The following is a 13,483-nucleotide window of genomic DNA, read 5'->3' on the forward strand; positions in this document are numbered from 1 at the left end:
CGCGCACCTTTCCGAGCGCGCGTCCTTCCTGCGCGCGCGCACTATCGCGTGCGACAGACTGGTCCGGTGCCACTCGACCTGCCCGACCTGCCGATCCGCTCCGCCCTGCCCGCGCTGACCGACGCCTTGTCCGCGCGCGGCGCGGCCGTCCTGGTGGCGCCGCCCGGCACCGGCAAGACCACAGTCGTGCCGCTCACGATCCCCGGAAAGATCATCGTCGCCGAACCGCGGCGGGTCGCGGCCCGGGCCGCCGCGCGACGGATGGCCTCGCTGCTCGGGAGCGCGGTCGGCGACGAGGTGGGTTATGCGGTGCGCGGCGACCGGCGGGTCTCGGCCGCGACCCGGATCGAGGTGGTCACCACCGGCGTTCTGGTGCGGCGGCTGCAGCGAGACCCCGAGTTGACGGGTACGGCCACCGTCATGCTCGACGAGTGCCACGAACGGCATCTCGACGCCGACCTGGCCCTGGCCTTCCTGGCCGAGGTACGCGAGACGCTCCGCCCGGACCTGCGGCTGATCGCCACGTCGGCGACCGCCGCCACCGCCCGTCTGTCCGACCTGCTGTCGGCGCCGGTCATCACCGCAACGACCCGAATGTTCCCCGTGGAAACCCGGTGGACGCCACCCGGATCGTCCCGCCTCCTCGACCACGTCGCCACGGTCGTGCGCGGCGTCACGGCGCCCGGTGACGTGCTGGTGTTCCTGCCGGGCGTACGCGAGATCAACACCGTCGCCGGCCTGCTCCGCGGCACCGTCGACGCGGACGTGGTCCCACTGCACGGCCGCCAGTCCGGCAGCGACCAGGACGCGGCGCTGCGCCCGGGCCCACGCCGGCGGATCGTGCTGGCCACGGCGGTGGCGGAGAGCAGCCTGACGGTTCCCGGCGTACGCGTGGTCGTCGACGCCGGCCTGGCCCGGGTCCCGCGCATGGACCATTCCCGCGGCCTCGGTGCCCTGGTCACCGTGCCGGTCAGCCAGGCCTCGGCCGAGCAGCGGGCGGGCCGGGCCGGCCGCGAGGCCCCGGGCGTGGTCTACCGCTGCTGGTCCGAGTCGCAGCACCACCGCCTGCCGGCCCAGCCCGAGCCGGAGATCGCGACCGCCGACCTGACCTCGTTCGCCCTCGACCTGGCCCTGTGGGGCCACCCGACCGGCGCCGGCCTGTCCCTGCCCGACCAGCCGCCCGCCGGCGCCCTGCGGTCCGCCGTCGAGACCTTGCGTGACCTGGGCGCCGTCGACGCCGACGGCCGCCCAACGGCGCGCGGCCAGTCCTTGGCCCGGGCCGGCATCCACCCTCGGCTGGCCCGTGCCCTGATCGACGGCGCGTCGCTGGTCGGCACCCGCCGCGCCGCCGAGGTGGTCGCCGTCCTGGACGAGGACCGCACCTCAGCCGACGATTTCCTGACGGCATGGCGCCAGTCCCGCCGCGACAACTCCCCCGCCTTCCGCTCCGAAGTCCGGCGCCTGACCACCGCCGTCACCCCCGCCGACGGCGGGCCGGGGCGGAGCATTCCCGACGATCTGGCGGCGGGACTGGTGGTGGGGCTGGCCTTCCCGGAGCGGGTAGCCCGGGTGCGGGAGGCCGGCGGCCGGACCTATCTGATGGCCGGGGGCACGGCGGCGGAGATCGGGGCGGGCAGCCCGCTCGCCGGTTCGGCGTGGCTGGCCGTCGCCGCCGCCGATCGGGATCCGGGAGCACGGAGCGCGCGGATCCGGTCGGCCGTACCCATCGACGAAGTCACCGCCCGCGAAGCCGCCGCCACCCTGCTCACCTCGGCCACCGAGATCGCCTGGGCCGACGGCGACGTGGTCGCCCGGTCGATCGACCGGCTGGGCGCGATCGTTCTGACCGAACGCCGCCTCGACCGCCCGGACCCGGCCGCACTCCGGGCCGCGCTCCTCGACGGCCTGCGCCGGCACGGCCTGACCCTGCTGACCTGGTCCCGCACCGCGACCGAACTGCGCGAACGGCTGGCCTTCGCCCACGCCGCCCTGGGCGACCCATGGCCGGCTGTCGACGACGAGTCCCTGCTGGCCGCGGCCGAGGACTGGCTGGGCCCGGACCTGACCACCGCCCGCCGCCGCGCCGACCTGGCCCGGATCGACGTGGCCCCCGCCCTGCGCCGCCTGCTGCCGTGGTCGGTGGCCGGCCGCCTGGACGACGTGGCCCCGGAACGCCTCCCGGTTCCGAGCGGTTCGCGCGTCCGGCTGTCCTATGCCGACCCGGCCGCCCCGGTGCTGGCGGTGAAGTTGCAGGAGACGTTCGGCTGGCGGGACGCGCCGCGCCTGGCCGACGGCCGCATTCCGGTGCTGCTCCACCTGCTTTCGCCGGCCGGGCGCCCGGTGGCCGTGACCGCCGATCTGGCGTCCTTCTGGAAGAACGGCTATCCCCAGGTACGCGCGGAGCTGCGCGGCCGCTACCCCCGCCACCCCTGGCCCGAGGACCCTACGACGGCCGAGCCGACGTCCCGCACCAACCGCCCTCGCCGCTGATGCTCCACATCGGACGGAAGTGGACTGGTTCATTAACTGTTTACCAGCAGTACGCATCCAGCCACCTTCTGCTCTTGTGAGCCGCCGATTACTGTCCACTTCGTACTGTTCGGGCAAGCGACGTCGCGCGACCGGTGGACCTTCACGCGACTCCCGGTCGGTTGAAGGGACCCCCCGTAATGTTCAGACGGATCCTGTCCCGCCGGCGAACGATCGCCGGGGCGGCGCTGGTGCTGGCCGTGCTGGTCACCCTGTCGACGTCGGTCGCCCAGAAGACCGCTGACGCGGCCGAGCCGCTGGCCGGCAGCCGGGTGTCCGGGGCCGATCTGCGTACGCTGAACGCGGCGGCCGGCTCGTGCCCGGCCCTCAGCCCGGCCCGGCTGGCCGGTCAGGTGATGGCCGCCTCCCAGTTCAGCTCGACACCGGTCGAGGCGATGCGGGCGGTGGGCGCCAAGGGCCCGGCCGCGCTCACCCCGCAGGTGTGGGACAAGTGGGCGCCGTGGGCGGGCGCCCGGCCGACCGATCGGGAGGCCAGCATCACCGCGCTGGCTCATGACATGTGCCAGCTGGTCGGTCAGATCCGGGTGGTGAAGATCGACGGCGACCAGTGGCAGCTGGCCTTGGCCGCGCACCGCGTCGGCATGGAGGCCGTGGTCAGCGCGGGCGACGTCCCGGCCGGGGCCAAGGAGTACGTGGGCACGGTCGAGCGCTACGCCAGCTGGTACGCGCTGCAGCCGGAGTTCGGCGGCAGCGGTCAGGCGGCGCCCGCCGACACCGCCGACCCGCAGGTGAACGACGCGCCGGTGGTCCCGGTGCCGGACCACCTGGTGCCCGGTGTGCTGGCGGCCGGGAAGGTGTGCCCCGAACTGCCACCGGCCAAGATCGCAGCCCAGGTCATGGCCACCTCCGGCTTCGACGAGCAGAAGCTGGGGCCGGCCGGTGAGCAGGGCATCGCTCAGTTCCTGCCGCAGACCTGGACCAAGTACGTGCCGCCGTCGGACAGCAGTTCCCCGTGGGACGCGAGGAGCGCGCTGCCGGCCCTCGGAACGACGATGTGCGCGCTGGTCAAGAGCACGAAGTCGTATCCGGAAGCGCTGGCCGCGTACGCCGGGGGCGGAAACGTCGGCCCGCTGGTCGGAGTGGTCGACCGCGACACGGCCGAGTACGCCAAGGACGCCCGCCTGCAGCTCCCACCGGTCGTGACTCCGCCGGCCCCGCCCACGAAGGGCCCCGATCTCACCGAGCTGACTCGCCACGGCACCGGCCACAGTCACGGCACCACGGCCGGCCACCCGGTCACCGGCAAGCACAAAGCGCCCACGAAGGCCAAGCATCCGGCCCCGAAAAAGAAGAAGACGACGACGAAGAAGGCCAAGCCCCCGGCCAAGACGACGAGCACGAACGGCAAGGGCAAGACCTTGGGGCCGTACTTCGTCTTCAACTACGGCACCGGCCTGTGCGTCGACCCGCCGGGCGTGGGCGCCGGCCCGAAGGGCGGCCGGATCGACCAGAACATGTGCATCAAGACCGCGGCCGACAATCAGGAGTTCACCTTCGTACCCCGAGGCAAGGACGGCAGCGGGCGGGAGCTGTACTGGATCCGTAACGTCTCGGCCGGCTTCTGCGTCGATCCGCCCGGTGCCGGCTCGGCGGCGCCCCTGGCCCAGCTCTCGTACTCCAGCTGCCTCGATCGCGACAACCAGTACTTCCGCCTGGAGCCGACGTTCAAGGCCGGCGGCTTCCAGTACTACTGGCTGGTCAACTCGGCGTCCGGACTGTGCGTCGACGTGCCGGGCGTCCGGGACCCGACCGTGACTCTGCGGCTGGAGCTCTGGCACTGCGTGCACAACGACGACCAGGACTGGACGATGGTGCGGAAATCCCAGTGGTGAAGGTCGGGGGCCGGGCCGCGGCGGTCGTCCTGTCGCTGACCGTGATCGCGGCGCCCGGGTTCGCGCCGCCGGCGGCTGTCGGGGCGCCACCGGCCCAGGCCTACGTTCTCTACTACACCGTGACCGGGAACGAGACACTGTGGACGATCGCCACCCGGTTCCTGGGCGACGCCGACCGGGCCGGCGAGATCCTCAGTCTCAATTCCAGCCGTACGCAACCGGATGGCGCGCGCCTGACCGATCCCGGCACGGTCCACGCCGGCTGGAACCTGATGCTGCCCTGGGACGCCATCGGCCCGGACCTGCATTACGGAGTGCTGCCGACCGAGCCGGCCGCGCCCAAAAAGCCCGTGGCGAAAGCAACACCGCCGGGCAGGGCTCCGGGAAAAACGCAGGGAGAAGCGCGGGCAACGCCTCCGGCGAAAGCCCCGGGGCAAACCGTCAGCCGAAAACCGGACACCGGAACCCGGCCCACGGTCCAGTCCTGCCGTCCGATCAGCCTGCCCGACCTGACCTGGGGCCAGCGACAGCTCAATCCGAGTCAGATCTGGCAGTGGGCCGACGGCGCCGGCGTTCGCATCGCGGTGGTCGACTCGGGCGTCGACGCGACCCGGATCGGTCTGGCCGGCCGGGTGGCCGCGGGAGCCGACATCGTCGGCGGCTCCGGTCGCGGCGACGCCGACTGTCTGGGCACCGGCACCGCCATCGCGTTGTTCGCGGCGGCCGACGACGGCGCCGGCGGTCAGAAGTACGGCATCGCCCCGAAGGCCACCGTCGTGCCGATCCGGCTCGTCGACCGGGACGCGGGCGTGCCGGCCGAACGCGCCGCCACCGCCATCCAGGTCGCCGTGTCGTCCGGTGCCAACGTGATCACCCTCGGCTCCTACGTCGACGTGTCCGACCCGGGCGTGCGCGAGTCGGTCGACAACGCGATCGCGCGCAACGTGGTCGTGGTGATGCCGGCGGCCAGAACGGCCGCCGGTCCCGCGGACGGCCTGCTCCGGGTGGGTGGGGTGGAACAGGACAAGCGCACGGCCGCCGACCGTCCGGGCGGTGCGGTCGATCTGGTCGGTCCGGGCTCCGCACCGTACGCGGCCGCGTACGTCGCCGGAACCGTCGCGCTGGTCCGCTCGAACCACCCCGATCTGGGTGCGGCCGAGGCGGCTCGGCAGGTGCTGCGGACGGCCACGTCGTGGCAGCAGCCCGACCGGTACGGCGCCGGCCTGGTCAGCCCGTCCGATGCGGTCAGCCGCCCGCTTCCGGCCGGCGTGCGGCGTTCCCTCGACCTGACCGCGAGCGGCCGAGGCGGGGACGACCGCGGCGACCGAGTGCTCGGCACGATCGTCCTGGTCGTACTCATCGTGTCGGTGGTCCTGCTGATCCTCGTCCTCGCGGTGCGGCGACTGCGGTCGATCCGCGCGGCCCGGCGGGAACGCGAGCGCGCGACCGACAGCCAGGACGACCCGTTCACCGGGAAGGACGGCACGGAACTTGTCGGCAGCGCCGAGAAACGCTAGCCGGTGAGCGACAGCGTGTTCTCCCCGCGGGGCATCGGTCAGTTCCTCTCCGCCCACCGGCAGGCCGTGCTGATCGTCCTGGCCGTGCTGGAACTGCTGATTCTGCTGGCCGTGTTCGCCCGCTGGTACGACCGGCGGTACGGACTGCGCCGCGCCGGGCGGCGGGCACGGCGGGCGATCGGCGACGCGGTACGGGACCTGGTCGCCCCGATCGCCGAGGCGATCCGGTTCCGGCGGGGAGTGCGAAGGATCGCCGCCCGGCTGACCGAGTCCGATCCGGCCGCCGGCGTAGGCGATGCTCTGTCCTCGGCCCGGGCCGAGCTGGCCGGGCGGGCCGACGCGTGGCCGTACCTGGTGCTGATCGGGCCCCGGGAGGTCACCGTCGGCATCGCCGGTCCCGACCCGCGGCCGGAGCCGGAGACGGAGGCCTGGGAGCAACGATCCGGCCGGCGCTGGAGCACGTCAAGGCCCGTGCCGCCACCTCCGCTTTCCGGCGGCCAGACCGCGGGCGACGGGTACGAGCCAGTGCCCCTGGCCGTCGGCCTGAGCGGCGATGACCTGGTGTTCCTCGACTTCGGCCGGGCCCCCGGCATCGTTTCGGTGCACGGCGCCGCGACTTCGGTCGACCGGCTGGTGTCGGCGCTGGCCGTCCAGCTGAGCGCCGGGCTGGTCGTGGTGGCGGAGAAGCTGCTCGTGCACGACGCGGTGCTCGGTCCGGTGGCAGGGCGACCGCTGCCCGAGCTGACCGCGGAACTCGAACAGCGACCGGCCGGCCGGCATCCCCGTACCGTCCTGATCTGCTCGCGTCCCGCCGAGGGCGACGTCGTCCGCCTCGCCGAGCTGGCCGGGCGGGATCCCGGGCTGCTCGTGCTGGTGGCCGGATACGTGCCCGGTTCCCGCTGGCGGCTGCGGGTCACCTCGGCCGGCCGGGTGATCTCGCCCGAGCTGGGGCTCGACGCCGACGGTGCACCACTGCGGGCGGGCCTGGAGCAGGTGCTGACCGGCCGGTCCGCCGCCGCGCCGGAGCCGCCGCGTGCCCGCCCGATCTGGGCCGACGAGGAGATCCCGGCGGTCGAGCCGGACCCGGCGCCGGTCGAGCCGCCACCTCCGACGCCGGCGGTCGCCCTCGACGACCTGATCGAGCCGGCCGCCGGCCCCGTGCCGGTGGCCCGGTCCGGCGCCGACACCACCTCACCCCGGCCCGGAGAGCGATGATGCGCACACTGTTCACGCTGGCCGGCCGCCCGGATCGCGATGTGGCCATGGACGTCGAGCCGGGCACCCCGGTCGGCGCGCTCGGCGACAAGATGGCGACCTTGGCCGACGAGACGCCCGACCCGGCCGACTGTTACCTGGACGGGCGGGCGCTCGATCCGGCCGCGACCCTGAACGAGGCCGGGATCCACGCGGGTGTCCGGGTCGGGCTGGGTTCGCCGGCTCGGCACGGTCCGATCCGGGAGCTCCCCGGCGACCCCGGCCGGCACTGGCTCGAGGTGCACACGGTCGGCGGCCCGGACGCCGGGCGGATCTGGCCGGTCGGTCTCGGCAGTCACGACATCGGTTCGGCACCCGGCTCGGCGATCGATCCGGGCGGCCCCGGCCTGCCCGCGCACGGCGCCCGGCTGACCGTCGACCACGAGGGCCGGGCCTGGGTGAGCGTGGGCGGCCGCGGCTCGGCGCGGCTGGCCGTGGCCACACCACCGCCGGAGCCGCCGGATCGCGACGACGAACCGGATCGCGACGACGAGCCGGAGATCCCACCCGACCCGGACGCGCCGCGGGAGTGGCCGCCCGATGTGGATCTGGCCGTCGGCGAAAGCCTGCTGCGCCTGGTCCGGCGGACCGAACCGGACGCCGCTGTCACCCCGGCGGTGGACGTGCCGATGCTGGACTTCAACCGGCCGCCGCGAATCGTTCCGCCGTTGCTGTTCTCGCGCAAGCGGCTGCCGGTCCCGCCGACCAAGCCCAGCCGCCGGCCCATCCCGATCCTGATCACCCTGTCCCCGATGGTGATGGGGCTGGCCTTCGTGGTCTTCTTCCACTCGCTGTTCTACCTGGTCATCATGGTCTTCAGCCCGATCCTGGCCCTGGTCAGCTGGTTCACCGACCGGCGGGGCGGGCGGAAGAAGTACCGCCGGGACCGGGCCGCCTATCGTCGCCGGCGCGGCGAGGCTCAGCGCCGGCTGGCCGCCGATGTGGACGGTGAGCGGCGGGCCCGGTGCGAGGCGTCGCCCGATCCCGCGACCGTTGGCATCACCGTGATCGGCCCGGGCCGGCGGCTGTGGGAGCGGCGCCGGCGCGACCCCGACCACCTGGTTCTCCGGATGGGTACGATCGACCAGCCGTCATTGATCGAGATCGAGGATCCGGCGCTGCCCGACGGCGAGCGGCACATCCGCTGGACGGTGGCCGACGTGCCGCTCACCCTGGATCTGGTCGACCGCGGGGTGCTCGGGCTGGCCGGTGAGCCGGAGACGACATACGCGGTCGCCCGCTGGTTGGTGGCCCAGGCGGCCGCCCTGCACAGCCCGCGCGATCTGCGTATCCACGTGCTCACCGAGGCGTCCGCGGAGGACCGCTGGAGCTGGATCCGCTGGCTGCCGCACACCCACCCACCGGACCGGGAGGCGGTCGCCGGCCGGCCGTACACTCTGATCGGCAACGACCCGGAGACGGTGGCCAACCGGGTCTCCGAGCTGGTCCAGATGATCACCGCGCGGACCAAGGCGCGCGGCTCGCAACTGGGCCAGGTGATGTTCCGCGAGCCGGACGTCCTGCTGGTCATGGACGGTGCCCGCCGGCTGCGCGACGTTCCCGGCATGGTGCAGGTGCTGACCGAGGGGCCGCCGGTCCGGGTGTACGTCGTCTGCCTGGACGCCGAGGAGCGCCTGCTGCCCGAGGAGTGCACCGCCGTGATCCGGGCCGACGCGGACGGGCTCACGGTGCGGCAGACCGGCATGCCGGAGGCGACCGCGGTACGCCCCGACTCGGTCACCCCGCGGTGGTGTGACCGGATCGCGCGGGCGATGGCGCCGCTGCGCGATGTCACCCCCGACGAGACGGCCGGGCTGCCCGACCGTACCGATCTGCTCACGCTCCTGGACGCGGCCCGGCCCGACCCGGGGGCGCTGGTCCGGGCCTGGACCGCGCGGCCCGCCTCGACCCAGTTCGTCGTCGGCGCCGGTTTCGACGGACCGATCGCCCTCGACCTGGTCCGCGACGGGCCGCACGCGCTGGTCGCGGGCACCACCGGCGCCGGCAAGTCGGAGCTGCTGCAGACCATGGTCGTGTCGCTGGCCGCGGTGAACCGGCCGGACGAGCTGACCTTCGTCCTCGTCGACTACAAGGGCGGCAGCGCGTTCCACAGCTGCGTCCGGCTCCCGCACACGCTGGGCATGGTCACCGACCTGGACAGCGCGCTGGTCACCCGGGCGCTCGACTCGCTCGCGGCGGAACTGCGCCGGCGGGAGGAGATCCTGGCCCGGGTGGCGGCCAAGGATCTGCCGAGGTACCGCGCGATGCGGGCCCGGGATCCCGAGCTTCCCGCCGTGCCGCGGCTGGTGCTGGTCATCGACGAGTTCGCCACGCTGGCCCGGGAGGTGCCCGACTTCATTCCCGGCCTGGTCAGCATCGCCCAGCGGGGGCGGTCCCTGGGCATCCACCTGGTGCTGGCCACCCAGCGCCCGGGCGGGGTGGTGACCGGCGACATCCGGGCCAACACCAACCTGCGGATCGCGTTGCGGGTGACCGACCCGATGGAGAGCACCGACGTCATCGACGTGCCCGACGCGGCGACGATCCCGGTGGTCGTGCCCGGCCGGGCGCTGGCCCGGCTCGCCCACCGGTCGACGGTGCCGTTCCAGACCGCGTACGTCGGGGCGGTGCACCGGGCCGGCGAGCCCCGGGACGAGGCCGATCGTCCGGTCGCGCCGATCCACGGGGTCATGCTGCCGTGGCCGCACCTGGGCCGCTCGCTGCCGCCACCGGTGGCCGAGGCGGTCGCCGTGGACGATCCGGACGAGCTGGCCGCGACCGATCTGGACGTCCTGGTCGACGCGATCACGGCGGCGGCCGCGGAGCTCGGGTGCGAGCCTCAGCCCAGCCCGTGGCTGCCCGCGCTGGCCCCGGTCGTGCTGCTCGACGACTTGGCCGAGGCGCCCGGGCGTACGCCGCCGGGCCGGTTGCGCCCGGTGCCGTACGCGCTGGCCGACCTCCCGGCGCGGCAGGCCCAGCAGGTCGTCGGCTGCGATCTGGCCACGCTGGGCCACCTCTACGTGCTGGGTACGTCGCGGTCCGGCCGGTCCCAGCTGCTGCGGACCCTGGCCGGTTCGCTGGCCCGGACGCACTCCTGCGCCGACGTGCACTTCTACGGGGTGGACGCGGCCGGTGGTTCGCTGGCGGTGCTGACCGAGCTGCCGCACTGCGGCGCGGTGGTGCCGCGGGCCGACCTGGAGCGGCTGGAACGACTGCTCTCCCGGCTCGCGGCCGAGCTCGCACTACGGCATCAGCTGCTGGCCCGGCACTCCTGCGCCGGCATCGACGAACTGCGCGCGTTGCTGCCGCCCGACCAGCGTCCGGCCCACCTGGTGTGCATGGTGGACGGCTGGGACTCGCTGGCCGCGGTGCTGACCGAGCACGACGGCGGCCGGCTCCACGACCAGGTGCTCGGTCTGCTGCGGGAGGGCCCGGCGGCCGGCCTGCACATGATCATGACTTCGGAGCGCAGCCTGATCAGCGGGCGCGCGGCCGGCCTGAACGACAACCGGATCCTGATGCGGATGACCGACCGCACCGACTATGCCGGGGCCGGCATCAACCCCAAGCGGGTGCCCGAGGTGGTCCCGCCGGGCCGGGCGTGGAACTCGCTCGACCATTCCGAGATCCAGGTGGCGTTGCTGGCGCCGGATCCGTCGGGGCCGGCCCAGGCCGAGGCGATGCGGAAGATCGGCGTACGGGCGGCCGCCCGGGACGCCGCGGTGCCGGCCGGGCGTCGTCCGTTCCCGGTGGCCGGGCTGCCGGCGGCGGCGACCTTCGCCGAGGCGTTCGCACTGGTGCCCGAGCCGGACCGGCGGCCGATGACCGGGCTGGCCGGGCTCGGTGGTGATGCCGCCGCGCCGGTGCTGGTCGATTTCACCGGGCAGCAGAACACGTTCCTGGTGGCCGGCCCGCCCGGGTCCGGCCGCAGCAACACCCTGGCCACCCTGGCGGTGTCGCTGCTGGCCACCGGCACCGCGCTGGTCGTGCTGACCCCGCGGGAGTCGCCGCTGCGTAAGCTCGCGGCCCACACCGAGGTCACGGTCTTCGAGGGCGTGGCGCCCGATCCGGCCCAGATCTCGGCGTCGGTCGAGCGGGCCGACCGGCCGGTCGTGGTGCTTGTCGACGATGTCGATCTGCTCGGCTTCACCAGCCCGGTCGACCAGGCGCTGCGCCCGATCGTGTCGACCGGCCGCGACCGGCGGGTCGGGCTGGCCTACGCCGGCACGGCCGAGACGTTGCTGCAGACGCTCAGCGGCTGGATCTCCGAGGCGCGGCGCTCGCGGCAGGGCATCCTGCTCGCACCACAGTCTGCCCTGGAGGGTGACCTGCTCGGCGTACGGGTGCCTCAGGCCCTGCTGCGGTCGGGCAGCCGTCCCGGCCGGGGTTTCCTGCCGGATCCCCGGTCGGGCACGCTGTCGGCGATCGTCATCCCGCACACCGAGTTGCGGTGAACGCCCCTCCGAGGAGGCGTTCACCGCGCTCTCAGCCGCCCGACGGTGCCGGCTTGGCCAGCCCGGTGTCCAGGTCGGTCAGGTTCTTGACGATCTGCTGGAAGCTCGCCGCGAAGCTGGAGATCTGACCGATCGCGTTGCTCAGCGAAGTGTTGAACTGGATGTACTGGTCGCTCATGACCGGGCTGGACTGCTGCAACCAGAGACCGCCCTGGCTGGTCAGCAGGCTGGTCACAGTGGTCTGGAGGATGCGTAGTTCGTTGACGATGTCGGTGCCCTCCGACGTCAGCTTGGCGGCGACATCGTCGACCATCTTGTAGTCGACATTTACCTCGGGCATGGGGAACCCTCCTCGTTCGGGCGGCCGGCGCTCACTTGCTGGAGCTGGACTGGGTGATCGCGTCGTCCATGGCGTTGAGCTGCGCGACGATGTTCTGGAACTGCTGGGCGAAGCTGGTGATGTTCTGCACGGCCGCGGTCACCGAGTTGTTGAACTCGACGTACTGGCTGCTCAGGGTCGGGCTCGACTTCTTCAGCCAGAGACCGCCGTCGCCGGTCAGCAGGTTGGTGACGGCCGTCTGCAGGGCGGTCAGCCGGGGCACGGTGGTGTTCACCGCGCCGGTCAGCGCGGTGGACGCCGCCTCGACCTTGCCGTAGTCGACGGTGATGTTGGCCATCTTCTCTCCTCTGTCGGGGCCGCGAGGCGTGTTCTGACCCGGCCGGATCATGAACACGCCTCAGATGGTGACGGTGGTGAAAACCGGGGTGTCGTCGTCGCTCGGCGGGTCTTCGTGTGACTGGAGCGTCCACTTGCCGGTGTCGGGGTTACCGGTGTAGACGTCCGTGCCCTTGGGCCCGACGACCGTCTTGGTCGCCTTGCCCGGCTCGCTGACGTCGATGTCGGTCGTGGTGGTGTGGCCGTCGCTGGTCACCGTGATGTCGTGCGAACCGCCGTTGGGCTTGAGGGTGACGGTGCTGGTGCTCGTACCCTTGTCGGTCGTGTCGGTGATGACGTACGAGCCGTCGGCCGTGTTGGTCTGCTTGCTGATCGTCTCGGACGAGCCGTCCGAGTGGGTGACAGTGGTGGAGTAGTCGACGTAGTCGGGCCGGCCGTCGCCGTTCGTGTCGTGGTACGTGTAGTTCGTGGTCTCGGTGTAGGCCAGGCCGTCGCCCGAGTTGACGGTGGTCGTCTCGGACAGGATGTTGCCGTTGGCGTCGGTCTTGGTGGCCGTGGTGTCGTTGGTGCCCACCGGCGCGGTTCCGGCGATCGACGTGGGCATGGCGCCCGGCTGATGCGGCGGCGGCGACTTGGCGTCCCACAGCGGGATGGTCGCGGTCTGCAGGTGACCGTCCTGGTCGTAGTACTGATAGCTGACCGACTTGTCCTTGATATCGAGGTAGTGGTTGTACGCGGCCGTGTCGGCCTGCCACTGCGCAATGCTCGCCTGCAGCCGGGCGGTGTTCACCTTGCCGGCGAAATCCGCGTCCACGTCGAAGAACGCCTTGGCGATCCCGTCGAAGTTGTCGGCCAGCTTGTCCAGCAGCTCCATCGCGTCGTTGAACGGCGCGTTGCAGGCGTAGAAGAACGCGCTCAGCGCGGCGTAGAAGCCGCTGTCGCCGACCTCGTCCGAGCTGACCACGGTGCCGTTGCGGGTCACCACCGCCCGGCGCGATCCGGCGTCCACATCGGTCTTGATCTTGGCTTTGAGGTCGCGCATGCTGACCGCCAGCTGGTGCAGCAAGGCGTAATCGAGCACGAGGTCAGCCACTCGGCACGCTCCTCACGGTCCGGTCCCTGTCTTTCCTGACGCAACGACGCCCGCAAACGGTTCACGTGAACCGTCCGGGTCCACCGATGCGTCAGACCGAATGGGTA

8 protein-coding genes are annotated in these 13,483 nt (G+C 72.9%); 5 read left to right on the top strand and 3 right to left on the bottom strand.

Features of this window, described 5'->3' with window-relative positions; genetic code table 11:
• The first annotated feature begins 66 nt into the window (after positions 1-66).
• From hrpB to ACGFIO_RS38910, 5 genes are all read left to right on the top strand, one after another.
• The gene (gene hrpB / locus ACGFIO_RS38890; protein WP_392834878.1) at positions 67-2,490 is read left to right on the top strand and encodes an ATP-dependent helicase HrpB; all 2,424 of its coding nucleotides are present in this window, start codon (positions 67-69) and stop codon (positions 2,488-2,490) included.
• 179 nt (positions 2,491-2,669) lie between these two features.
• On the top strand, positions 2,670-4,382 hold the full coding sequence (locus tag ACGFIO_RS38895) for an RICIN domain-containing protein (protein ID WP_392834880.1): 1,713 nt from the start codon (positions 2,670-2,672) through the stop codon (positions 4,380-4,382).
• Positions 4,376-5,899 carry a S8 family serine peptidase gene (locus ACGFIO_RS38900; RefSeq protein ID WP_392834882.1) on the top strand — a complete coding sequence of 508 codons (1,524 nt, stop codon included), beginning with the start codon at positions 4,376-4,378 and terminating at the stop codon, positions 5,897-5,899. Before ACGFIO_RS38895 ends, ACGFIO_RS38900 begins: the two co-directional genes overlap by 7 nt.
• Before the next feature lie 3 nt (positions 5,900-5,902).
• On the top strand, positions 5,903-7,114 hold the full coding sequence (locus ACGFIO_RS38905; RefSeq protein WP_392834884.1) for a hypothetical protein: 1,212 nt from the start codon (positions 5,903-5,905) through the stop codon (positions 7,112-7,114).
• A complete protein-coding gene (locus ACGFIO_RS38910; protein WP_392834886.1) occupies positions 7,111-11,607 on the top strand; it encodes an FtsK/SpoIIIE domain-containing protein in 4,497 nt (1,498 codons plus the stop codon). Before ACGFIO_RS38905 ends, ACGFIO_RS38910 begins: the two co-directional genes overlap by 4 nt.
• A 31-nt stretch (positions 11,608-11,638) precedes the next feature.
• Here ACGFIO_RS38910 and ACGFIO_RS38915 read toward each other — a convergent pair whose 3' ends face one another.
• Genes ACGFIO_RS38915 through ACGFIO_RS38925 form a run of 3 tightly spaced genes read right to left on the bottom strand, consistent with a single transcriptional unit; the run spans position 11,639 to position 13,376 of the window.
• On the bottom strand, positions 11,639-11,947 hold the full coding sequence (locus tag ACGFIO_RS38915) for a hypothetical protein (protein ID WP_392834889.1): 309 nt from the start codon (positions 11,945-11,947) through the stop codon (positions 11,639-11,641).
• A 31-nt stretch (positions 11,948-11,978) separates the two neighbouring features.
• Positions 11,979-12,284: a hypothetical protein gene (locus ACGFIO_RS38920; protein WP_392834890.1), complete on the bottom strand. Its 306-nt coding sequence runs from the start codon at positions 12,282-12,284 to the stop codon at positions 11,979-11,981.
• Between the two features lie 60 nt (positions 12,285-12,344).
• Positions 12,345-13,376 carry a hypothetical protein gene (locus ACGFIO_RS38925; RefSeq protein ID WP_392834893.1) on the bottom strand — a complete coding sequence of 344 codons (1,032 nt, stop codon included), beginning with the start codon at positions 13,374-13,376 and terminating at the stop codon, positions 12,345-12,347.
• Positions 13,377-13,483 lie beyond the last annotated feature (107 nt).

Source organism: Actinoplanes sp. NPDC049265 (assembly GCF_043197135.1).
Classification (GTDB): Bacteria; Actinomycetota; Actinomycetes; order Mycobacteriales; family Micromonosporaceae; genus Actinoplanes.

Coding starts and splice junctions, on each gene's coding strand:
- ACGFIO_RS38910 (WP_392834886.1), top strand. CDS start 7,111: ATGATGCGCACACTGTTCACGCTGGCCGGCCGCCCGGATCGCGATGTG.
- ACGFIO_RS38920 (WP_392834890.1), bottom strand. CDS start 12,284: ATGGCCAACATCACCGTCGACTACGGCAAGGTCGAGGCGGCGTCCACC.
- ACGFIO_RS38895 (WP_392834880.1), top strand. CDS start 2,670: ATGTTCAGACGGATCCTGTCCCGCCGGCGAACGATCGCCGGGGCGGCG.
- ACGFIO_RS38915 (WP_392834889.1), bottom strand. CDS start 11,947: ATGCCCGAGGTAAATGTCGACTACAAGATGGTCGACGATGTCGCCGCC.